The following is a 20,918-nucleotide window of genomic DNA, read 5'->3' as shown; positions in this document are numbered from 1 at the left end:
CCCGTAAGAGGAGAGGTATCAGCTCTCCATCCACCGAGCCGGGTCGTCCACGATCCGTCGGGTGACCGTCGCGGCGGCGGCTCGGGCGACGGCGTCGCCTTCCAGACTCGACGCCGACACCGACACCTCGGCCTGACCGCATCGGCTTGTCAGCTCGCCGGCGACCTGTCGGGCGAAAGGCGATCCCAACGGCGCGAAATGACCGCCGAGGACCACTGCCGCAGGCCCGAGCACGGCCACGGCCCCGGCAAGAGTGTCGGCGAGAGCTCTCGCCGCCCGGCGCAGCGCTCCGACCAGTTCCGGATCACGAGAACGCGCCAGAGCGCGCATCCGGCTGTCGCCACCGGACAGCCGTGACGCCATCGGCGTGTCCTCCCCCAACGCTCGAAGCAAGGCTCGCGGGCCCGACACGGTGTCCAGACATCCCCGAGCCCCGCACACACAGCGATCGCCACCACGCCGGACCCGGACATGCCCCAGCTCCCCCGCGGTTCCGGTGGTCCACGAGGTCCTCTCCCCAAGGCTCACGACGCCCACACCGACGGTGAGTTCCCCCGAGACGACCATCAGCGGTCGCTCGTCCGTGCCTACCTCGCCGAACCAGTGTTCCGCCAACGCGGCCAGCCGGAACCCGTTGTGCACCGTCACCGGGATGACTCCACCGCTCAAGGCCTCCAGCCGACGCATCACCAGCCGGGACAGCTCCACATCGGTCCAGCCCAGTTCCACCGACCTCACCCGGCCCGACTCGTCCACCCTCCCGGGTACCCCCACGGCCACGCCGGCGACCACCGTGTCCCGCGCATCCGCCGCCGCCAGCAGTCTGCGCAACACCGGCTCCACCGCCTTCGTCGCCAAAGCCGGGTCACCCCGGAGGTCGTCACCTCTTCGCAGGGCTCGGTCCCGCACCCGTCCGGTGAGGTCGAACAGACAGCCCGCCACGTGATCGGCCTCGATCTGCACGCCGATCCCCACCGGGCCGGACGAATTCACCACCAGGTGAGTGGCGGGCCTACCGGGACCACTCGCCCGTGTGATGCCCAGTTCGCGGATCAGCCCCGCGTCCAACAGCTCGCGGGTCAACTGCGTCACCGTCGTCTTCGTCAACCCGCTGCGCTGCGCCAACTCCGCCCTGGAGACCGGTCCGTGCGCGGAGACCAGCCGAGACACGAGCGCCAGGTTGTGCGCGTGCTGCTGCACCGGACGCGCCGGAGCATCCCGCTCCACGATGATTCTCCCCCGATTAGATAGTCCACTGGACTTTCCAACTCTAGCCACGATCGGGTGAGGACCGGTAGACAGTGCGCACCACGAGCCGTGATCGAAGCTCGCCCGTAGAGAGGAACAACGCACCATGGCTGAGGTCTCGTTCGTCGAAGCGTCCCGCGTCTTCCCCGGCAACCCACCTGTTCGGGCCGTGGACAAGCTGTCCCTCGACATCGCCGACGGCGAGTTCCTCGTGCTGGTCGGGCCCTCCGGTTCCGGCAAGTCGACCGCGTTGCGCATGCTCGCCGGACTCGAGGACGTCGACGAGGGCTCCATCACCATCGGCGGCAAGGACGTCACCGAGGTCTCCCCCAAAAACCGTGACATCGCGATGGTGTTCCAGTCCTATGCGCTCTACCCGCACATGACGGTCGCGGAGAACATGGGATTCGCCCTCAAGATCAAGCGGGTGCCCAAGGCCGAGATCGCCGAACGCGTGGCCGAGGCGGCCCGGCTGCTCGACCTCACCGACTACCTCGATCGCAAGCCGAAGGCATTGTCGGGAGGCCAGCGTCAACGAGTCGCGATGGGCCGCGCCATCGTGCGTGAGCCCGCGGTGTTCCTGATGGACGAGCCGCTGTCCAACCTGGATGCGAAACTCCGTGTGGAGACCCGGGCCAACATCACCGCTTTGCAGAGCAGGCTGGCCACCACCACCGTCTATGTGACACACGACCAGGTGGAGGCCATGACGATGGGACACCGGGTCGCGGTGCTGAAGGACGGCGTGCTGCAGCAGTGCGACACGCCCAAGGCTCTCTACGACGCCCCGGCGAACGTGTTCGTGGCCGGTTTCATCGGCTCCCCCGCCATGAACCTCACCACCGTGCCGCTGACCGAGGGAGGGGCTTTGCTGGACGGTCTCACCGTTCCCGTGGCCCGCGACGTACTCGGCGGTGACGCCGCCCGCCTTCGCGAGGTGACGGTGGGTATCCGACCGGAGGGTCTGCGTCCCGCCTCGGCCGACGAGCCCGCTTTGGAACTGAAGGTCGAGCTTGTCGAGGTACTCGGCTCGGACGCCTACGTCTATGGGCAAGTGGACGTCGGTGGCCGTCATGAGCGATTCATCGTCCGCGCGGAAGCCGACAGCACCCCGTCTTTCGGCGAAACCATCCGAGTCACCCTCCGCAACGCGGAGGCCGCGCACACATTCGACCCCGAAAGCGGTGTTCGCCTGACGGCCTGAGTGTTTTCCGCCGGGCAAGGCGAGAAAGGACGGCGTGAAGCACGCTCCAGACGACACCGCGAGCACGCAGCTACACAAGCTGCGGACACGGCTACGCAGACTGCGGACACGGCTGTTTTCGGTCGGGATTGCTCCGGGTATGAGTCAGGATGCGGTCGACTCGGCAACGGACGCTGGTCCCCACCGCGCGGATGATCCAGCAGCTGGTACAGCATCCCGTCTGGCGAGCTGGAGACGCCGGTGACGGAACCGGGCAGGGTGTACTGCTGATTCCGGGGTTCGGCTTCGGTGACTGGAGCCTACGTCTGCTCCGCGCCTGGCTCTCCGCCCGGGGCTACCACCCTCGTGGCACACGGACCGGAATGAACCTCGGTTGCACCACCCGACTGGTCGACCATCTCGAGCACCGGCTGGAGGACCTCGCGCGTGCGACCGGCCGTCGAGTGGTCGTCATCGGGCAGAGCCGAGGAGGGTGGCTCGGCAGGCTCGCCGCCACCCGCAGGCCCGACCTGGTGCGAGGACTGGTGATGCTGGCCGCGCCCGTGCTCAACCCACTCGGTGTGCACACCCGCGGTCTCGAATTCGTGCAGGCCTTGGTGAGGCTGTCCGCGTTCGGAGTCCCCGGACTGCTCGACGCCGACTGTCTCGGCGGGAACTGTTACCGGACGAACGCGACCCTGCTGAGCACACCCCTGCCCCGGCAGGTGCCCGCGATGTCGGTGTTCTCCCGCCACGACTCCGTCGTGCCATGGTGGTTGTGCCAGGACCCCTACGCGCAATGCGTCGAGGTCACCAGTTCCCACACCGGGATGGGACTCGACCCCGATGTCTACACCCTGCTCGGCCTCCGGCTGGCGCAGTGGAGTGCCGATCCACGGCCGACGCCGTTCTCGGTGCGCTGAGGCAAAGTCCTCTCGGTTCTCTCGGCCCTCTCGGACCTTTGGTGGGACAACCTCGAAGGGGGTCCGCGTGGCCCTTGCGGCAAGTTCACGCGGCACTCTGCTCCTGCGGCTGGCCTGTCGGCGTCTGCACAGCTCCGAGCGCGCCATAGCATCTCGGACAGAGCAACTGATGGTCGCGGACGGCGACGAGGGTCGCCTCGCACTCCTCACAGCACTGTGCGCACCGGAACTCGATCGCCGAAGCGATGCTGTAGAGCCCGGCGTCCGGCCGTACCGGATACGATGCGAGAACTTCCACCGCCATGCCGTCTGCGAGCACGATCCGGTGGCCGGGGTCGCCCACGACGTGGACCCACCCCGCCCCCACCGGCGGAGCCTGCGGTGCGCTGCTCATGGCAGCAGACGTACCCCTGGCAGGGGGCGACAAACAGTATGGCCAGGATCAGCTCGCCACACCCGATCGATCCAGAACCCGACGTCATCGACATGGCTTCCACACAGACGATGCCTTCACGGCCAACGTGGACACTCGAAGGACGTACGTACTCAACGGAGATGTTCCGCGAGCCGTTCCACGAACACTCGCTGTGCGACCACGAGCTTGCTCTTCGCCCGGCCGAGGCCGAACCAGGCAAACCGGTCCAATTCGGAGAACTCACGCACCACGCCCGACCCTTTGGGCCATTCCATCGAGAACATTCCCGCAACGGCCGCGTCGGGGTCCAGATCACCCCGCAGGGCGAACGCGGTCACGATCTTGCCACCGGACTGGCGCACCTCGCCCAGCGGCACGAGCTCGCCGTCAGGTGGCGATATGCCGAGTTCCTCGACGAACTCCCGACGCGCCGCGACCTCGACGTGTTCGTCGCTTTCGTACTCGCCTTTGGGCACCGTCCACGCCCCCGCATCGCGTCGCGTCCAGAACGGTCCGCCCATGTGGCCGAGCAGCACCTGTATCGCACCGTCGACGACGCGATACAGCAGGATCCCCGCGCTACGCCGAGGTGCCATGCTCGTCGACCTCTCGCTCACTCCACCGCTTGTCCCGCCGCCCGGGCGAAGCCACTTCCACCACCGACCACAGGCGCTACGTCATGCGTCCTCAACGACAGTCCGGCGGCGAGAGAATAAGCCGGTCCGGTGAAATACCGGGCCGACGGTCTGTTTCGGCACAGCCGAACCACCGTGCAAGTAGCGCTCGAACCTGGTGCGTCGTGGACACCCGCACCTCCTGTCACCGGATCGACGGAACAAGAATTTTCTCGTCTACGCCGTGTGTCATTGCGACACCTGGGTATCCGGCTGGCAGTCCGTTCACACATAGTGAGGAGGGCGATGTGCTGTGACATCGACAGCCGGCGACAAGCGCGTCAGATTCCACCCGGACGCACCGGCGATCGTCTGTGGTGAATGCGGTTTCCGTACCGCCAGGATCGCGTCGCTGATCGACACCGACGGAGAGGAGACGGGTACCGTCATCGTCTGCCTACCGTGCCGGGAGCGAGAACGCGCCCGCGCTTCGGTCGCGGCAGCGCGCCGCACGAGGATCCGGCCCGCGCCTCTCCCCCGTCAGCGGTCTGCTCCATCGAATCACACTTCAGGGCCCATCCGAGCTCCTCGGTCGTCGCCGAGTGCCCCGGCACGGCTCTAGACTCGTCCCGTTCCCCAGGCCCGCGGGCGCTCTTTTTCGGGCAGCGATCAGCGTATCCCGTGGCTTTCGCACCGCAGGCTCACGACGGGTCACAGATCAGGTGACGCGGTCTCCAATGGGCCGGTACTTCCGGCACCGACTGTGGCTTCCTTACCGGGGTTGATCCACAGCACCACTTCCGCGCCCTCGACCGCGCCCGCGGCACCCACCGGGCGCTGCGCGGTCACGATTCCGGACATCGGCAGTTCGGTACCGCCGGGCGCCACCGGAATCAGCCCGGCACGACGCACGATGTCGCACGCATCATCGGCACCCAGACCCACGACGTCGGGTACCTCGGTGACCGGTCGAGGTCTATCCATGAAGTCATTGTAGGCACCCACGATCGCAGACCACAGTGCGCGAACGTGGGTGCCGGCGGCCGCCTTCAGCTCTGGCGCTCGATCTCGGCTCGCACCTTGTCCATGTCGACCTGGCGGACCTGGTCGATGAGCTCTTCGAAAGCCGGAGCGGGCAGCGCCCCCGGTTCCGCGTAGAGCACGACACCGTCGCGTACCGCCATCAGCGTGGGGATGGAGGAGATGCCGAACACCTGTGCCAGCTCAAGCTGTTCCTCGGTGTTCACCTTGCCGAAGGTGATGTCCGGATGCTGCTCGGAAGCCTGCTCGAACACGGGCGCGAAAGTACGGCACGGCCCGCACCACGATGCCCAGAAATCCACGAAGACCGTGCCCGATCCTCCGACTACCTCGTTGAAGTTCTCGCTCGTCAGTTCGACTGTCGCCATTGGGTTTCTCCCTGTTTTTCGTGGACTTCTCTCTCGGTCAACACCACGGCGATCCGCGCCATTCCATGTAGGGGAAAGCGCTGCTCAAGAGCTCGGTGGGGCAAAAAGAACCGTCCACGCACCCAGGAAGCAGCGGCGCAGCCGTCTCGTAGTCGTCGCGTAGTCGCCGCGTCTCGGTCGCTTTCACGGGGAAGATCGGCGCAGCGTCCTCGTGCCGTCGGGCGCCCGTCGGGTGTGGCCCTCGGCGTCGAGTCGTTCGAGTAGTGGAACAGCGACCCTGCGCGTGGTGCCCAGCGCACGTCGGGCCTGGCTGACGGTGAACGGTTGGGGCAGGGCGGACAACACGCGCACGGCTGCGTCGAAGGCGTCGGGGGCCAGCACGACACCGTCCGCGATGCGGACCAGCCGTCCCGCCCGTTCGGCGGCGGCGAGCTGTTTCGGCCCCAGCCCCAACTCGGCGAGGTCGTGCGCTTCGGGGGCCACGAACGGGTCACGTCCCAGGCGCCGTTCCACGACGCGAACGGCTCGCTCGACCGTCTCGGGCAGCGTTCGGAGCACGTTCGGGTCGAGCACGATGCCGTCCCGGACCACGAGTCCGGTGGTGGGCAACGCGGCGGTGAGCAGATCGTCGGGCACGCCGAGTTCCCTTCGAAGGGACTCCATCGGCAGGCCGGAGGACAACGGGTCACCGGCACACCGGTCGGCTACCAGGTCTCGTATGCGCCCGGCCAGTCGATCGAGCAGCCCTTCGGCGACGGCCCAGCGTCCCACGCACGGCCCGGGTGCGGCCCAGCCAAGTGCTCGTAGTTCCTCGACGGCGACGACGCCGTGGCGATGGACGTACCCGGCGGCTGCATCACGGTGGGCCAGCTCTTCTGCCCTAGCCCGCGCCGCTCCCCGGCGCCGCAGTCCGGGGGGCCGTGGGTCCACCACTTCGATCCCCGCGGGCACACGGTGCAGACCGGGGTCACGCAGCAGCCCCCGGTCGCCTGCCCGCAACGGCAGCTCGGTCCACAATGACAACCGCGCCAAGTCGGTCGCGAGGGGACGCACACGGCAGGGTATGGCGGCGGCGCCGAGGTGCAGCACCAGCTCGTGGTTCAGATCCCCCGCCTTGTCACCGCGCAGTCGCACGTCGATCTCACGGGTGTATCGCCACGCGTTCGGGGTGAGCAGGGCATCTCCCCTGTCGATGTCGTGGCGATCGAGGCCTCGGAGATTCACCGCGACCCGTGCCACCGCCTCCACGGTGTCGTGCGCCCGTCCCAACGACTGCAGACCCCGCACCACGCAACGGCGTTCGTCGCGCCCGAACGCCAGCTCGTCGCCGACCCGCAGCGTTCCCGCGCCGAGCGTTCCGGTGACGACCGTTCCCGCGCCGCGGACGGTGAACGCCCTGTCGACCCACAGGCGCACGTCCGCCCCGGTGTCGGCGGCGGGAAGCTTCCGTCCGAGGGCCGCGAGTTCCGCGCGCAGAGCGTCGATCCCCTCGCCCGTGCGCGCGCTGACCGCGACAGCGGAAACCTGGCCGAGGCTACTGGCCGCAAGACGTTCGCCCGCCTCGGCGAGCACGGGCTCCGGGTCCGCCCTGTCGGCCTTGGTCACGGCGAGCACACCATGCTGGACTCCGAACGCGTCGAGTGCGGAGAGGTGCTCACTGGATTGGGCCTGCCAGCCTTCGTCGGCCGCCACCACGAACAACACGGCGGCCACCGGCCCGGTGCCCGCGAGCATGGTCGGCACGAACCGTTGGTGTCCCGGTACGTCGACGAACGCGAACGTCGCTCCGGCCACGTTGGTCCACACGAATCCGAGGTCGACGGTCAGGCCCCTGCGGCGTTCCTCGTCGAGTCGATCGGGCTCCATCCCGGTCAGGGCCTTCACCAGAGTGGACTTACCGTGATCGACGTGCCCGGCCGTGGCTACGACATGCATCGGGACACGGCTTCCACCAGGCGTTCGTCGGCCTCGGGCTCAACGGTACGCAGATCGAGCAGGCATCTCCCCCGTTCGACCCGGGCCACCACGACGGGTTCGCCCATGCGCAACCGAAGCGCGTAGTCCTCGGAGAGACTGACCGCGGCACTCGGCAGCTCCACACCGGGCGCACCGCCTCCCCCGACCGCTGCCGTCGAGGACACGGCCGCGGCGTCCACCCCTCGTCGCACCAGAGTCGCCGCGAGCCGTTCAGCCCGCGCACGCAGCACGTCGACGTCGGCTTCGAGGAACCGCCGCACTGGTGGTTCAGGCCCGCGCACGGTCGCCTCCAGCGCGGCGAGCGTGAGTTTGTCCACGCGCAAGGCTCGCGCTGCCGGATGACGCCGCAGCCTGTGGATCACCGGGTGAGCGCCGAACAACAGTCCCGCCTGCGGACCCCCGAGCAGTTTGTCGCCGCTGGCGGTGACGACATCGGCGCCCGCGGCCAGAGCCGAAGCGGCGTCGGGCTCGTCCGGCAACAGAGGGTGCGGGCGGAGTAACCCCGAACCGATGTCGGCCACCACGGGTACGTCGAGACGGGCGAGCTGGGCGATCGGTACCTGCGACGTGAAACCGGTGACGCGGAAGTTCGACGGGTGGACTTTGAGCACGAAACCGGTGTCGGGTCCGAGAACGTCGGTGTAGTCGGTGAGCCGAGTGCGGTTGGTGGTGCCCACCTCACGCAGCCGTGCTCCCGCCGAGGTGACGAGGTCGGGGATGCGGAAGGAATCGCCGATCTCGACCAGCTCCCCACGGCTGATGACGATCTCCTTGCCGGGAGCGAGCACGAGGGCACACAGCAGTAGCGCGGCGGCGTTGTTGTTGACCACGTGAACGCCGTCGGAGCCGCCGGTCTCCGGAAGAGCCTGAGCGAGAGCGTCGAGCGCGCCTCGGCCCCGGCGGGCTCGCCGGCCGTCGGTGAGGTCGAACTCGACGTCGGTGCTGCCACCCGCGATCCGCACGGCCTTCAGCGCGGCGGCGGACAACGGCGCCCGCCCCAGGTTGGTATGGACCACCACCCCGGTGGCGTTGAGTACCTCCCGCAATGACGAGGCAGCGGGTGGCAACGAGGCCACCGCCTCGTCGACGACCGCTTCAGGAGGGATCTCGCCGGCGCGCGCACGGTTCTGCGCCGTCGTGACCGTGTTCTTGACGAGCTCCCGCCCGAGGTCTTCCACGGCCTTGGCCAATCGTGGCTCGCTGAGCAGGACGTCGGTTCGCGGAATGCGTCTGCGCGCGTCGGTCACCGAGCGCCTCCCCTGGCAAGGACGGCATCGCGGAGGCGAACGGGAATCGAACCCGCCAACGACGGTGTCCGCCGTTCAACGGTTTTGAAGACCGTGCCGGTCACCAGGCCGGAAGCGCCTCCCTGGGACATACCGACATCGTGCCAGCAAGATTCACGGTGCGCAGCGCGACGAACACGAGGAGCAGCGGCCCCGGAGGGCGGCCACCTCGATCGCGGCCTACGGAAAGCGCGATCGACATCTCCTGCGCGAGGCGACACACAGCGCCAATATGGTCGAATGGCATACCGACTGACCCAATACGCCCACGGAGGCGGCTGTGCGTGCAAAATCCCGCCCGGCGAGCTGGAAAGCGTGGTCCGAGGTCTGATGGACACCCCGCTCACCACACCCGTGTCACCCGCCGGTGAGCTACTCGTGGGCCTCGACGACGGGGACGACGCCGCCGCCGTGCGCCTCGACGGTGATCGTGCCGTCATCGCGACCACCGATTTCTTCACCCCCGTCGTGGACGATCCGTACGAGTGGGGCTGCATCGCCGCGACCAACGCGCTGTCCGACGTCTACGCGATGGGCGGCACACCGTTGGTGGCGGTGAACCTCCTGTGCTGGCCGCGGGAGACGCTGCCGTTCGACCTGGCCGCCGAAGTGCTCCGCGGTGGCGCGGAAGTGTGCGCGCGGGCGGGCTGCCACCTCGCCGGTGGACACAGTGTGGACGACCCCGAGCCGAAGTACGGTCTGGCCGTCACCGGTCTCGCGTCGGCGGAGACGCTTCTGCGCAACGACACCGGGCGCCCCGGCGTGCCGTTGTCGCTGACGAAACCACTGGGTGTGGGCGTGTTGAACACCCGCCACAAGGCCACCGGCGAATCCTTCGCCGAAGCCGTCGAGGTGATGACGACGTTGAACGCCGACGCCGCGCAGGAGGCGGTGGCGGCGGGAATCCGTTGCGCGACCGACGTCACGGGCTTCGGGCTGCTCGGCCATCTCTACAAGTTGGCGCGAGCCAGCGGGGTGACGGCTGTGATCGACTCGGCCTCGGTGCCGGTGCTGGACGCCGCGTACGCCGCCGTGCGCGAGGGGTACGTCTCGGGCGGCACGCGCCGCAACCTCGACTGGGTTCGCCCGTACACCGACCTATCCCGGGTCGACGACGAGACGGCGCTGCTGCTCGCCGACGCCCAAACCTCGGGTGGCCTGCTGGTGGCGGGTGAACTGCCGGGGGCACCGGTGATCGGTGAACTCGTGCCGCGCCAGGAGCACATCGTCGTGGTGCGGTGAGGCCGTGGTGCGGTGAGGCCGCCGGATTCGTTCCACCCCGGTGGGGGAACACCTTGGGGGGAACCCACTCGGCAACGAAAGGGAAGGAGCCGGCGATGGCCGACCCGACACGGGACCGCGCGGCCGGCCCGAAGGGCACCCGGGGCACCAGCAGGGGTGATCCGTCGATCGACGAACCCCCTCGCCCCATCGCGTCCGATCTGGAGCTGCGCAGCCCGGCTTTCAACGACGGCACGCTCATTCCGCGGCGGTACTCCCGCCAGGGAGGCAACGAAGCGCCGCCACTGGAATGGACGCACGTGCCCGACGGCACGGAGGAACTGGCTCTGGTGTGTGAAGACCCGGACGCGCCCGGCGGTGTGTTCACCCACTGGGTGGTGTCGTCGATCCCGCCCGGGACCTCCGGGATCGACGACACACCCCCGTCGGAGGCCGTGCTCGGTCGCAACGACTTCGGGGAACTGGGCTGGAGCGGACCACAGCCGCCCGTGGGCGACGGGGAGCACCGGTATTTCTTCCGTCTCTACGCCGTGGACCGGCCTCTCGGTCTCGGTGAGGGCACCACGGCGGAGGACGTGCACGCCGCCGCCGAGGACCACGCCCTGGCCACCGGAACGCTCGTCGGGCTGTTCGGCCGCTGATCAGAACCGTCCGCCGGGAGCGCCCGGAACCTACGGCGCGGGCTCGACGTGCACGACCTTGGTGGCGGTGAACTCGTCGAGCAGCTCGGGCCCGTAGCCGTAGCCGTGGCCGCTGACTCTCCTCGGATGCGCCGCGCCACCGGGAGCGCCACCGAACACGGAGTTCACCTTGACCGTGCCCACGGGAAGCTCCCGCCATGCCCGCTGAGCATGTTCCATCGACCGCGTCAGCACGGTCGCGGCGAGACCGTAGTCATCGTCGCGGGCGCGGGCGAGTCCGTCGGCGAAGTCGTCCACCACGCACACGGGTGCCACCGGGCCGAACGTCTCCTCCCGAAGCACTCGCATCCCCGGTGCGCAGCCGGTGAGCACCGTGGCCGGGTACAGGGAACCGGGGCCGTCGGGTACCACGCCCCCGGCCTGGAGCCGGGCTCCGGAGGCGACGGCGTCGGTGACATGTTCGTGCACGGCGTCCCGGTGTCGCACGTCCACGAGCGGCAGCATCCCGGCACGTTCGGCCGCAGCGATGAGCGCGTCCAGAAAAGGAGTGGCGATGTCTCGGTGGACGAAGATGCGTTCCACGGCGACACAGATCTGACCGCTGTTGGCGAACGCGCCCGTGGCGGCCTGCTCGGCCGCCCACACCGGGTCCACGTCGCCGTCCACGAGCAGCGGATCGTTACCACCGTTCTCCAGCAACACCTTGGCACCCGTCCTCGCCGCCGTGGCGGCCAGTTTCCGGCCCGTGGCGGTACTGCCGACATGCGCGATCACATCGATGTCGGTGTTGCCGGCCAGCCACGCGCCGACTGTGCCGTTTCCGGCGAGGTGTTTCACCACACCCTCGGGGAAATGTGGACGCAGCACCTCGCCGAAGAGCAATCCCGTGTGCGGGCAACGTTCGCTGGGCTTGGCCACCACGGTGTTGCCCGTGACCAGAGCCGCCCCCACCAGGCCACACGCCACGGCGACCGGGTCGTTCCACGGCGTCAGCACCGCCGCCACACCGCGCGGTTCGGGCACCATGAGGTCGGTCGCGGACTGCTCACCCAGCAACGAGCGGCCGCGATGCAGCGGGCCGAGCTCGGCGTACTGCCGCAGCGCCGCCACCCCGGCGAGCACCCCCTCCCGCGCCTCGGCGACGGGTTTCCCGGTCTCCGCCGCATTCACCTTCGCCAGGTCGGCGGCGCGGTCGGCGAGCGCGTCGGCGGCGGCCCGAAGTGCCGCGCCCCGCTGCTCCGCGGAGGTCGCGGCCCAACCGGGGAAGGCGCTCTTCGCTTCGGCGACGGCTCCGGCCACTTCCTCGGGCGTGGCCATGGCGACCCACCCGACCAGACGGCCGTCGGCGGGATTGTCGATACGGATACTGTTCGGGTCGGCGGGTTCGGCCGACGGCAGGTCGAGTTCCACGGCAAGATCGGTCATCGGCGTACATCACCCTCACGGGGTCGGTGGCAAAAAGCGGGCAGCAGCGACCGGCGTGATCGGACCGGTCGCTGCTCTCAGGGGTCAGCTCTTGGAGAATTCCGCGCTGACGGCATTGGGACCGTCGTAGGTGCGGTCGGGGATCGACTCCAGATTCCGGAGTACGTCGTCGTCGGCGCCCTGGTCACGGGCGTGCTGAACGAGGTCTTCCCTGTTGCAGGGATAGTCCACACCGGAGAGGTATTTCTGCATTCGGATCGGGCTGGGTTGCGCCATCGTTCTCACCTCCGAACCCGGCATACCCTGGGTGGCTCTCGGGTAACCGAGCACGGTGGATGCCGGACCCGATCAGTTGTTACGTACGGCGATGCGCGTGGCGAACACGTTGCGTTCCCACGAGGTGCGTTTCGCGCTCGCCGGAGGGTGTGCTGCGTACGCACATGGTGGGCCGGCCTCCGAGCACGATGTGGACGTCTTCGTCACCGAACAGGACGCCCCCATAGCCCGGAAGGTGTTGGTCGCGGCGGGGATGCGTGCCGTCGATCCACCCGAGGACTGGTTACTCAAGGTCTACGACGGCGACTGTCTCGTCGATCTGATCTTCCGGCCGAGTGGCCGACCGGTGACGCCGGAACGGCTCCGCAGAGCGGAAGAACTCAGAGTGGGAGCCACGACAGCGCCGGTCATACCGGCGACGGAACTCATGGTGGACAAGTTGCTGATCCTGGGTCCCCATCGCTGCGACTTCACCCCTCTGCTGCTGATCGCCCGTTCCGTGCGCGAAAAGATCGACTGGGCCGAGGTGGCACAGCAGACCGGTGACTCACCCTATGCGCGAGCGTTTCTGACTCTGCTCACCGACCTCGGAGTCGCCGACGGAGGCCGATTCGCTCCCGGGAAAGGAGACGCCCATGCAGGACAAGGGCCATGGTGAGGAACACCCCTTCGAGGAAGCTCCCGAATACCGCGCTGCCCGACTGCGGCGCGCCCTGGCGGAAGACGCCCGAACGGGCGAGCTGGGGCTTCAGGTCGACATCCGTGGACAACACGTCTATATCAGCGGAACGGTGTCGTCGCAGGAGTACAAGGATCACCTCGACACGGTGCTGCACGAGCAAGAACCACGACTGCAGCTGCACAACGACGTCCATGTCGTCGAGGTGACCGAGCCCCCGGACTCCGAGGTCCTGCGATGATCCGAATCGCGGCGGTGGGAGACGTTCATCTCGGAGAGGACGCGCAGGGCAGGTTGCGGCCCGCCCTGGAGCAGGTGAGCGAGCGCGCGGACGTGTTGTTGCTGGCGGGCGACCTCACCCGGCACGGCACCACCGCGGAGGCCCGCATCGTCGCGCACGAGTTCCGTGACCTGGGGCTGCCGATCTACGCGGTCCTCGGTAATCACGACTACCACAGCGACGCGGTCGACGAGATGACCGAGATCCTCTTCGGGGAAAGCGGAATCCGCGTGCTCGAAGGCGAGGGTGTGGTGCTGCCGGTGAACGGCCGGCGGGTGGGCATCGCCGGGGTGAAGGGCTTCGGCGGCGGATTCGAGGGACGCTGCGCGAGCGCGTTCGGGGAACCGGAGATGAAGGCGTTCGTCGACCACACCGTGGAGGTCGCCGACAGGCTCCGGTCGGCGCTGAAGTCCTTGGACGCCGACGTACGCGTGGCATTGATGCACTACTCGCCCATACCGGACACGCTGCACGGCGAGCCGCTGGAGATCTACCCGTTCCTCGGCGCCTATCAGCTCGGCGAAGTCGTCGACGAGACGGAGACCACGCTGGCCTTGCACGGCCACGCACACAGAGGCTGCGAGCACGGCGTCACTCCCGGTGGCGTGCGGGTGCGGAACGTGGCCCAGCCGGTGATCCGGTCGGCATACGCGCTGTACGACCTGGAGTGATCGGCGGTTTCGGTTTCACCCCACCGTGTGAAGGGAAGGCTGTGGGGACGAGAGCGGCAGGAGCTGCAGGAGCGCTGTATCCGCTGTCGAATGAGGTCTCTGCGAACAGAAAAGGAGAACGCTCATGAGCACGCAACGCCGCGACGAGCTTCCTCTGGCGGACTACGACCACCTTCCCGTGACCGCGCTGCGTGATCGCATCCGTTCGCTGACGAGCGAGCAGCTCGAACAGTTGCTCACGTACGAGCGGGAACACGCCGATCGTCTGCCCGTGGTGATGGCGATGCGGACGAGGTTGGAAGAGCTGGAGCAGGGGGCCACTCCGACCTCGGGGCAACACGACATCCGGCCGGAGCAGCCCGGGGGCACCCGACACGGCTCCGCGGTGAGTGGCGGGGTCACGAGTGGATCGGTGACTTCTCCGCCACACGGTGTTCCGGCTCAGTCCGGCCAGCCCAAGGGCGACCGGTACCCCTGACCCTCCACGGAGCCGGTGTCGGCCTGACAGCCTGTCAGGCTGTCAGTCTTCCTCGTCTTCCCGGTTTTCCCGGTCCTCTTCGTCTTCCTCGTCCTCGTCCGGCTCGCCGATCTCGGTGATCGACATGATCTCGTCGGTGTCGATGAGCACACGACCGCCCTGCACGATCATGCCCAGCCTGTGCACCTCTCGGATGACGCCCTTCCCGGCCACGGTGAAGTCGATCTCCACCTCCACGAGGTGTCCCCCGACCGCCCTCGGACCGTCGACGATACTGACGTCCCCGATGCTCGACCAAAAGTCGCGGTAGCTGCGCCTACCCTGCTCACGCAGACTGGGCCCGAGGTGGTGCCACGCCTGGTCCGCGTTCTCGGGTAGTAGTTCGTAGTAGTCGGCGACCGCCTGTTCGAGCTCGGCGGGAGACGGGGCCTCCTGCGTGGGTGTGCTCGAACTGGTCGGCTGTGCGGCCGTCGAGGACTCCGACACGGGCGGCTGTGTCTCGGAAGGCGCCGGCGCCGATGCGGTCGTCTGGTCCCCGCCAGCGGTGTCACTCTCGGTGGAGGCGTCGGAACTCCCGGTGCCGCCCACGATCAGCTCGGCCACGAGAACCCCCACGGCAGCCGCCGCGAGCACCGACAGGGTGGTGGTGACCGTTCGCGCCCGCGAACGCCCGGCACCGCCGTCTCCGGACGGGGACGGCGCGGAGAAGCCGGCGGCCGGGGTGTGCGGCGAGGAGGGCGGTACGGTCTGGTCCGCTCCGCCCACCGGGGGAACCGTCGAAGGCGTGTGTGGCGCCGGATGCCCCACCGACGGGATGGCCGAGACGGAGGCCGGGTGCAGGTCCACGCGCGTCGAGCCACGCACGGGTGGGGAGGAGGGCAACGTGGGGGCGTCGGCGCCCCCGGACCGCCCTTCGGCGACCGCGCGCAGGGTCTCCTCCACCTGGGCCATGGTCGGCCGCGTGTGCGGCTCGGACTGCAGCATCGAACGCAGTGGCGCGTCGAGCTCTCCGGCCTGGCGAGGCGGGATGATGTTTCCGGCGGCCACCACGTGCAACATGGCGATCTCGTTGCCGGGGTTCTCGAACGGTGGCCTGCCCTCCACAGCGGCGTACAACGTGGCACCGAGGGAGAACACGTCGCCCGCGGGGCCGGGCTCGGAGCCTCGGGCCGTTTCAGGGGAGAGGAACGCGGGGGTGCCCGCCAGCAAGCCGGTGCTGGTCAGCGTGACGTCGCCCGCCGCCCTGGAGATGCCGAAGTCGGTGATCTTCGCGGTGCCGTCCTCGGCGAGGAGGATGTTGCCGGGTTTCACGTCGCGGTGGATGACCCCCGCCCCGTGCGCGGCGGTGAGCGCCGCCGCCACCTGAGCACCGATACGTGCCACGTCCTGCGGAGGCAGGGTGACGCGTTCCTCCAGCACGTCGGAGAGACTGCGCGACGGCAAGTACTCCATCACGAGCACGGGTTGACCGTCGTGGTCGACGACGTTGTACACCGAGATGGCGTTCGGGTGCTGAAGGCGAGCGGCGATCCGGCCCTCCCGGGCGGCCCGTTGCCGTGCCTTCTCCGTCTCGGTGTCGTTCAACCCCGGTGGCAACAACAGTTGCTTCACCGCCACCGGCCGATCGAGACGGATGTCGATGGCACGCCAGACGACGCCCATCGCGCCACTGCCGATCTGGTTCTCCAGCCGGTAACGCCCCGCGATCAGTGTTTTGTCGCCCTCACTCACCTGTGGACCCTCCTGTCACCCCGACAGACTAGAGCGTCACGATCACAGTGACTGCCCAGGTCCGGCAAGCCTGTGGGCCGAAGAAGTACCCCGGTACCGACAAAAGGGCTGCTCTCCAGTTATGTCACCCCGCGGAGCCCACGCCCAGGAGCCGCACTCGACTTGCCGTGGCGACGGCCCTCTGCGCACCGGCACATAACACTTTCGTATGCTGTCCCGCCATGGGTTGGTTGTCAGGCGCGCGACAGGTGTCCTACGCCCGACGTGATCTCGACACTCTCGCCGAGCGACTCGCCTCGGCCGGGTTGAGCACGTCGGCCCTCGATGCGGGATCGCTCGCCTACGTCGACCAGCACGCGGCCGCTGTCAGGGACAGTCTCGCGCTCGGTGGCGCCCGGTGCGGGGTGGTGGAACTGGCCGCCTACGCCCAGGGAGTGCTCGACGCGGCGGCCGAGGCGGGCTGGACTCCCGAGAACCACCGCACGCTGATATCCACCCAGCCGGATCCCGAACCGATCTCCGGTACGGCCGAGTGGATCGCGTCCCGGCTGCTCGCGGTCTGCGTCCTCGCCGACGCCTCGTCCGTGGACGACATCTCCGACATCGATCCACTGCTGTTCGCCTGATCCCCGCGGCACCGAAAAAACCTCAGGACTGCGGAGGATGAGCGGTCCGGGTCTGTTCTTCCTGCGTCTCGATCGGCTCGGTCTGCGCCCGGGTGACGTCTTCCTTGCCGCGCTGGTAGGCCGCCGCCTGTGCCTTGGCGTTCGGCACCTCTTGCTCGGCACGGTCGAGCCACCGTTCCCAACGCTGCTGCATGGGCCTCACGAGGCCACCGCCCACGCCGATGGCGAGAACCGCGCCGATCGTGGCGAGCACCGTGATCAGTACAGGCGTCGTCACCGAGGTGGCGACACCGATCTGGTTCAGCGCGGCGATCACACCGAGACCGATGATGAACACCTGGACCACGGTGGCCAGTACGGATCCGTAGCTGAGGCCGCCGAGAGTCCCGCTGATGATGTCCTTGACCGCGTTGGCGATGGCCGCAGCCACGACGATGATCACGATGGCCACGACGGCTCTCGGCAGCCACGCCACGATGGCCGCCAACAGGTCACTCACCGGGTTCGGGCCGAATACGCCGAACGCGATCTGCAATGCGATCAACAGCACGGCGTAGAACACGATCGCCGCCACCAGACCGCTGGCGTCGTACTTCGACCGCTCCAGTGCGCGCTTGATGCCTCCGCGTTCGACCGCGCGGTCGAAGTTGAGCCGCTCCAGTACGACGTCGACCAGCTTGCGCAGGCCTTTCGCCACCAGCCATCCGATGAGCAGGATGACCAGGAAGGCGGCGAACTTCGGTAGAAAGGTGATGACCGACCGAAGCGCGTCGTTGAACGATTCCGTGATATTCACCGGTGCCCACATCCTTTCCGTGGTCGGCCGGTCCTCTCCTACATGCGGGCAGGACCATTGAGCTTGACGTCAGGCCACACCGTTTGTCGGCTGCGCGGGGGATTACCCCATTCCAGACAGGACACTCACGAACCGCGGCCATCCTTTCGTGCCGGCATGACTCCCGAACGGAGGCGGATGGGCGAGTGGCAAGATGAAATGATCATCTTTAGCACACAGGGAGTGACCGGATATCCACAGGTCGTTGTCCCTAGACCGGGTGTACGCGTCATAGTCTGAGCGCGCGAGCGGGAGGTGAGCGTGGCCGAGGTCGACTATTACGCATTGCTGGGCATCGCACGGGACGCCACGCCCGGGGAGATCAAGTCGGCCTATCGGGCCCTGGCACTTCGGGCGCATCCGGACGCGGGTGGTTCGGCTGAGGAATTCCAGCTGCTCCAGTCGGCCTACGAGACCCTGTCCGACCCGATGCTGCGCGCGGCCTACGACCGCCGCGGCAGGCGGCCGTCACTGGAGGTGGCAGCGGAGCAACGTGCGGCCCGTTGGTCGAGGCCACGCCGGTTCGGCGAGGACCCGGATTTCGTACCCACCGTCCCCGACATCGATGTGGCGCACCTGCCGTGGTGGCGCATGATGGAAGGCGTCTCCCGGGTGCACTACGCCCACCCGGGCTCACCGGGGCACGCGCCCGCGGCCGGCGCCCTGGCAGGGGCCGTGCTGCTGCCGCTTCCTTTGGTGGTGCCGTTCGCGTTCTCCGTATGGCTGGTGGCCGTGTGGCTGCTGCTCGTGGTGTCGGCCGTGGCGGCGGCGGTACTGCTCGTGCGACGCCACCTGGAGTCGCTACGCACGGTGCGAACGTTCCGGAACGAGTTCGGCGACCGGGTCGTGTTCGGTTCTCCGGGCTCCGAGCCGGACGAAGTGGCGGAGCGATTGACGGCCGAGCTGTTCGAGCGCTATCTGACACGCCTCCCCGGAGTCCGGATCTTCCACGGCCTCGCCTGGCCCGACTCGGTCTTCGCCGACGTCGATCACGCGGTGCTGTGCGGACGCAGGCTCGTCGTCGTGGAGTCGAAGTCGTGGCTGCCGGGCCACTACGCCCTGGCCGACGACGGCACCCTCACCCGCAACGGCCGCCGATTCCGAGGCGGCGGCACCCAGCTGCCCACCAGCGTGGAGGCGTTCCGCCGACTGCTGCCGGACGTGGAAGTCCGTGGCGCGCTGGTGCTCTACCCCAGCCGCGAGGGCGAGATCACCACCGATGAGCAGGACGACGGCGACGCTCCTCCGATGACCCCGGAACAGTTCGTACGGCAGCTGGGTGACTGGCTCGCCGCCGAACCCGTCACCGTGGACCGGCACGTGTTTCGCACCGTGCTCGGCCAGGTCGTGGGCCTGTCCCCCACGCCCACCAACGCGTGACCGGCCTCGGCCGACGCCCGATCACGACCCGGTGACCGCCTTCACCCGGACGGGCTGCGGCTCGGTATCACCGCGTCACACCGGTCCGGGACCCGACGACGTCGGCCCGCGCGTTCAACGGTTCGAGGACACCGCCGCTGGTCGCGGGTCGCTCCACTCCGTGTCAGAAAAGCAAAGCGTCGAGCATCTCCGACGGCGTCCGACGGTGAGGGTCACCACGAAAACGATCTCATCCCCAATACGGGCGATCCCTGGTACGGTGCTAAGCGCACGCTTACTCGGCAACGAGGACAGGTTCACTCAACGAGGAGGATCATAGTGACCGACTCCCCTTCCCGGGTCGCCATCGTCACCGGAGCCGGCCGGGGCATCGGTTCGGCCATCGCCACGCGGCTGGCTTCGGACGGGTTCGCCGTCGCCCTGGCCGACCTCGACGAAACCGCTGTCAAGACCGCCGCCGAGGCGATCACCGCTGACGGCGGCCGAGCACTCGGCGTGGGCGTCGACGTCGGTGACTCCGACTCGGTGGACGCAGCCGTCGCCACGGTGGCCGAGGAGCTGGGCGCGCCGACCGTACTCGTGAACAACGCGGGTATCACCCGGGACAACCTGCTGTTCAAGATGACCGATTCCGATTGGGACTCGGTGATGAACGTGCACCTGCGGGGCTCCTTCCTCATGAGTCGCGCCGCGCAGAAGCACATGACTCAGCAGAACTGGGGACGCATCGTCAATCTGTCCAGTACCTCGGCCCTGGGCAACCGGGGACAGGCCAACTACGCCACCGCCAAGGCAGGTCTGCAGGGCTTCACCAAGACGCTGGCCATCGAACTCGGCAAGTTCGGCGTCACCGTCAACGCGATCGCGCCCGGTTTCATCGAGACCGACATGACCGCGGCCACGGCCGAACGTCTCGGGGTGCCGTTCGAGAAGTTCAAGGAGGCCGCCGCCGCCGAGATCCCGGTGCGCAGGGTGGGCAAGCCCTCCGACATCGCCAACGTGGTGTCGTTCTTGGTCAGCGACGAAGCGTCGTTCGTGTCCGGCCAGGTCATCTACGTCGCGGGCGGTCCGAAGGCATGAGCACCACACGCGTCTTCCCGGACCTCGACGCCTTCGCCGCCGCCGTGGGCGAGTCCCTCGGCACCGGCGAGTGGCACACGGTCACACAGGACCAGATCAACCTCTTCGCCGACGCCACGGGCGATCACCAGTGGATCCACGTGGACACGGAGAAGGCGGCCGAAGGACCGTTCGGCGCGCCCATCGCCCACGGCTATCTCACGCTGTCGCTGATCCCGAAGTTGGGCGCGGAGATCTACCGCGTCGAGGGTCTGCGCATGGGCATCAACTACGGCCTCAACAAGGTGCGGTTCCCGCAGCCGGTGACCGTCGGCTCCCGTATCAGGGCCACCGCCGATCTCGCCTCCGTCACCGACACGGCTCAGGGCAAACAAGCCGTAGTGCGGTGGACCATCGAGATCGAGGGCGCGGACAAACCCGCCTGTGTCGCCGAGGTCGTCGTGTTGATGGTGCCCTAGGAACGAATCTGGTGGGCGCGACTCGCCACCGCCCGGGAGCCGCGGCTGACAGCCCCATACC

The 20,918-nt window shown here is 68.3% G+C and carries 23 protein-coding genes and 1 tRNA gene; 12 read left to right on the top strand and 12 right to left on the bottom strand.

Translation table 11 applies throughout. The features are described from left to right. Positions 1–18: 18 nt before the first annotated feature. Positions 19–1,227: an ROK family transcriptional regulator gene (locus M7H19_RS08465; protein ID WP_298179239.1), complete on the bottom strand. Its 1,209-nt coding sequence runs from the start codon at positions 1,225–1,227 to the stop codon at positions 19–21. 127 nt (positions 1,228–1,354) lie between these two features. On the opposite strand from M7H19_RS08465, the gene ugpC reads away from it, so the two are divergent. Beyond that, positions 1,355–2,452 (top strand): sn-glycerol-3-phosphate ABC transporter ATP-binding protein UgpC, encoded by a 1,098-nt coding sequence (gene ugpC / locus M7H19_RS08460; protein WP_298179236.1) that lies wholly within the window; start codon positions 1,355–1,357, stop codon positions 2,450–2,452. Positions 2,453–2,601: 149 nt separating this feature from the next. After that, the gene (locus M7H19_RS08455) at positions 2,602–3,354 is read left to right on the top strand and encodes an alpha/beta hydrolase (protein ID WP_298179233.1); all 753 of its coding nucleotides are present in this window, start codon (positions 2,602–2,604) and stop codon (positions 3,352–3,354) included. Positions 3,355–3,439: 85 nt separating this feature from the next. Here M7H19_RS08455 and M7H19_RS08450 read toward each other — a convergent pair whose 3' ends face one another. The 7 genes from M7H19_RS08450 to M7H19_RS08420 form a co-directional block, all read right to left on the bottom strand. Continuing rightward, on the bottom strand, positions 3,440–3,748 hold the full coding sequence (locus M7H19_RS08450) for a hypothetical protein (RefSeq protein WP_298179231.1): 309 nt from the start codon (positions 3,746–3,748) through the stop codon (positions 3,440–3,442). A gap of 152 nt (positions 3,749–3,900) precedes the next feature. After that, positions 3,901–4,365, bottom strand: coding sequence for an NUDIX domain-containing protein (locus tag M7H19_RS08445; protein WP_298179228.1), 465 nt, complete (start codon positions 4,363–4,365; stop codon positions 3,901–3,903). A gap of 729 nt (positions 4,366–5,094) precedes the next feature. Further along, a complete protein-coding gene (locus M7H19_RS08440) occupies positions 5,095–5,367 on the bottom strand; it encodes a PASTA domain-containing protein (RefSeq protein WP_298179226.1) in 273 nt (90 codons plus the stop codon). Between the two features lie 65 nt (positions 5,368–5,432). Next, positions 5,433–5,792, bottom strand: coding sequence for a thioredoxin (gene trxA / locus M7H19_RS08435; RefSeq protein ID WP_298179223.1), 360 nt, complete (start codon positions 5,790–5,792; stop codon positions 5,433–5,435). A 183-nt stretch (positions 5,793–5,975) separates the two neighbouring features. Beyond that, positions 5,976–7,727, bottom strand: a complete 1,752-nt coding sequence (gene selB / locus M7H19_RS08430; RefSeq protein WP_298179220.1) for a selenocysteine-specific translation elongation factor — start codon at positions 7,725–7,727, stop codon at positions 5,976–5,978. Further along, positions 7,715–9,016, bottom strand: coding sequence for an L-seryl-tRNA(Sec) selenium transferase (gene selA, locus M7H19_RS08425; protein WP_298179218.1), 1,302 nt, complete (start codon positions 9,014–9,016; stop codon positions 7,715–7,717). The genes selB and selA overlap by 13 nt, the downstream gene beginning before the upstream one ends. Before the next feature lie 30 nt (positions 9,017–9,046). Further along, positions 9,047–9,138: transfer RNA gene (locus M7H19_RS08420), tRNA-Sec, on the bottom strand. A 157-nt stretch (positions 9,139–9,295) separates the two neighbouring features. Between M7H19_RS08420 and selD the strand changes: the two genes are divergently transcribed. Together selD and M7H19_RS08410 are read left to right on the top strand one after the other, a co-directional pair. After that, on the top strand, positions 9,296–10,297 hold the full coding sequence (gene selD, locus M7H19_RS08415; protein ID WP_298179215.1) for a selenide, water dikinase SelD: 1,002 nt from the start codon (positions 9,296–9,298) through the stop codon (positions 10,295–10,297). A gap of 95 nt (positions 10,298–10,392) precedes the next feature. Further along, positions 10,393–10,938, top strand: coding sequence for a YbhB/YbcL family Raf kinase inhibitor-like protein (locus tag M7H19_RS08410; RefSeq protein WP_298179213.1), 546 nt, complete (start codon positions 10,393–10,395; stop codon positions 10,936–10,938). A gap of 30 nt (positions 10,939–10,968) precedes the next feature. On the opposite strand, the gene M7H19_RS08405 is transcribed toward M7H19_RS08410, so the two are convergent. Further along, entirely contained in the window at positions 10,969–12,363 is a 1,395-nt protein-coding gene (locus M7H19_RS08405; protein ID WP_298179211.1) for an aldehyde dehydrogenase family protein, read from the bottom strand. Between the two features lie 84 nt (positions 12,364–12,447). Continuing rightward, the gene (locus M7H19_RS08400) at positions 12,448–12,639 is read right to left on the bottom strand and encodes a DUF2795 domain-containing protein (protein ID WP_298179207.1); all 192 of its coding nucleotides are present in this window, start codon (positions 12,637–12,639) and stop codon (positions 12,448–12,450) included. Positions 12,640–12,694: 55 nt separating this feature from the next. Here M7H19_RS08400 and M7H19_RS08395 point away from each other — a divergent pair, with 55 nt between their 5' ends. From M7H19_RS08395 to M7H19_RS08380, 4 genes are all read left to right on the top strand, one after another. Next, the gene (locus M7H19_RS08395) at positions 12,695–13,297 is read left to right on the top strand and encodes a hypothetical protein (RefSeq protein WP_298179203.1); all 603 of its coding nucleotides are present in this window, start codon (positions 12,695–12,697) and stop codon (positions 13,295–13,297) included. After that, the gene (locus M7H19_RS08390) at positions 13,275–13,559 is read left to right on the top strand and encodes a phospholipid-binding protein (protein ID WP_298179200.1); all 285 of its coding nucleotides are present in this window, start codon (positions 13,275–13,277) and stop codon (positions 13,557–13,559) included. The genes M7H19_RS08395 and M7H19_RS08390 overlap by 23 nt, the downstream gene beginning before the upstream one ends. After that, complete coding sequence (locus tag M7H19_RS08385; protein WP_298179195.1) at positions 13,556–14,269, top strand: metallophosphoesterase; 714 nt, start codon at positions 13,556–13,558, stop codon at positions 14,267–14,269. The genes M7H19_RS08390 and M7H19_RS08385 overlap by 4 nt, the downstream gene beginning before the upstream one ends. A gap of 124 nt (positions 14,270–14,393) precedes the next feature. Next, a complete protein-coding gene (locus M7H19_RS08380) occupies positions 14,394–14,747 on the top strand; it encodes a hypothetical protein (RefSeq protein ID WP_298179192.1) in 354 nt (117 codons plus the stop codon). A 42-nt stretch (positions 14,748–14,789) separates the two neighbouring features. Here the strand turns inward: M7H19_RS08380 and M7H19_RS08375 are convergent, their stop codons facing one another. Further along, positions 14,790–16,478, bottom strand: a complete 1,689-nt coding sequence (locus M7H19_RS08375; protein ID WP_298179190.1) for a serine/threonine protein kinase — start codon at positions 16,476–16,478, stop codon at positions 14,790–14,792. 221 nt (positions 16,479–16,699) lie between these two features. Here M7H19_RS08375 and M7H19_RS08370 point away from each other — a divergent pair, with 221 nt between their 5' ends. Then, on the top strand, positions 16,700–17,104 hold the full coding sequence (locus tag M7H19_RS08370) for a DUF6401 family natural product biosynthesis protein (RefSeq protein ID WP_298179187.1): 405 nt from the start codon (positions 16,700–16,702) through the stop codon (positions 17,102–17,104). 22 nt (positions 17,105–17,126) lie between these two features. Here M7H19_RS08370 and M7H19_RS08365 read toward each other — a convergent pair whose 3' ends face one another. Next, on the bottom strand, positions 17,127–17,900 hold the full coding sequence (locus M7H19_RS08365) for a hypothetical protein (protein WP_298179185.1): 774 nt from the start codon (positions 17,898–17,900) through the stop codon (positions 17,127–17,129). Between the two features lie 300 nt (positions 17,901–18,200). Here M7H19_RS08365 and M7H19_RS08360 point away from each other — a divergent pair, with 300 nt between their 5' ends. The 3 genes from M7H19_RS08360 to M7H19_RS08350 all read left to right on the top strand — a co-directional run bounded on the left by M7H19_RS08360 (position 18,201) and on the right by M7H19_RS08350 (position 20,857). Then, on the top strand, positions 18,201–19,319 hold the full coding sequence (locus M7H19_RS08360; RefSeq protein ID WP_298179182.1) for a DnaJ domain-containing protein: 1,119 nt from the start codon (positions 18,201–18,203) through the stop codon (positions 19,317–19,319). A gap of 318 nt (positions 19,320–19,637) precedes the next feature. Beyond that, positions 19,638–20,399 carry a 3-oxoacyl-ACP reductase FabG gene (gene fabG, locus M7H19_RS08355; protein WP_298179179.1) on the top strand — a complete coding sequence of 254 codons (762 nt, stop codon included), beginning with the start codon at positions 19,638–19,640 and terminating at the stop codon, positions 20,397–20,399. Next, entirely contained in the window at positions 20,396–20,857 is a 462-nt protein-coding gene (locus tag M7H19_RS08350) for a MaoC family dehydratase (RefSeq protein WP_298179176.1), read from the top strand. Before fabG ends, M7H19_RS08350 begins: the two co-directional genes overlap by 4 nt. Positions 20,858–20,918: the final 61 nt, after the last annotated feature.

Origin of the sequence: Saccharomonospora sp. (assembly GCF_027317685.1) — a bacterium.
In the GTDB taxonomy this organism is placed as follows: domain Bacteria; phylum Actinomycetota; class Actinomycetes; order Mycobacteriales; family Pseudonocardiaceae; genus Saccharomonospora.
Note: the sequence above shows the minus strand (reverse complement) of the source record. Positions and strands in the feature narration are given on the sequence as shown.

Coding starts and splice junctions, on each gene's coding strand:
- ugpC (WP_298179236.1), top strand. CDS start 1,355: ATGGCTGAGGTCTCGTTCGTCGAAGCGTCCCGCGTCTTCCCCGGCAAC.
- M7H19_RS08455 (WP_298179233.1), top strand. CDS start 2,602: ATGCGGTCGACTCGGCAACGGACGCTGGTCCCCACCGCGCGGATGATC.
- M7H19_RS08450 (WP_298179231.1), bottom strand. CDS start 3,748: ATGAGCAGCGCACCGCAGGCTCCGCCGGTGGGGGCGGGGTGGGTCCAC.
- M7H19_RS08445 (WP_298179228.1), bottom strand. CDS start 4,365: ATGGCACCTCGGCGTAGCGCGGGGATCCTGCTGTATCGCGTCGTCGAC.
- M7H19_RS08440 (WP_298179226.1), bottom strand. CDS start 5,367: ATGGATAGACCTCGACCGGTCACCGAGGTACCCGACGTCGTGGGTCTG.
- trxA (WP_298179223.1), bottom strand. CDS start 5,792: ATGGCGACAGTCGAACTGACGAGCGAGAACTTCAACGAGGTAGTCGGA.
- selB (WP_298179220.1), bottom strand. CDS start 7,727: ATGCATGTCGTAGCCACGGCCGGGCACGTCGATCACGGTAAGTCCACT.
- selD (WP_298179215.1), top strand. CDS start 9,296: ATGGCATACCGACTGACCCAATACGCCCACGGAGGCGGCTGTGCGTGC.
- M7H19_RS08410 (WP_298179213.1), top strand. CDS start 10,393: ATGGCCGACCCGACACGGGACCGCGCGGCCGGCCCGAAGGGCACCCGG.
- M7H19_RS08405 (WP_298179211.1), bottom strand. CDS start 12,363: ATGACCGATCTTGCCGTGGAACTCGACCTGCCGTCGGCCGAACCCGCC.
- M7H19_RS08400 (WP_298179207.1), bottom strand. CDS start 12,639: ATGGCGCAACCCAGCCCGATCCGAATGCAGAAATACCTCTCCGGTGTG.
- M7H19_RS08390 (WP_298179200.1), top strand. CDS start 13,275: ATGCAGGACAAGGGCCATGGTGAGGAACACCCCTTCGAGGAAGCTCCC.
- M7H19_RS08385 (WP_298179195.1), top strand. CDS start 13,556: ATGATCCGAATCGCGGCGGTGGGAGACGTTCATCTCGGAGAGGACGCG.
- M7H19_RS08380 (WP_298179192.1), top strand. CDS start 14,394: ATGAGCACGCAACGCCGCGACGAGCTTCCTCTGGCGGACTACGACCAC.
- M7H19_RS08370 (WP_298179187.1), top strand. CDS start 16,700: ATGGGTTGGTTGTCAGGCGCGCGACAGGTGTCCTACGCCCGACGTGAT.
- M7H19_RS08350 (WP_298179176.1), top strand. CDS start 20,396: ATGAGCACCACACGCGTCTTCCCGGACCTCGACGCCTTCGCCGCCGCC.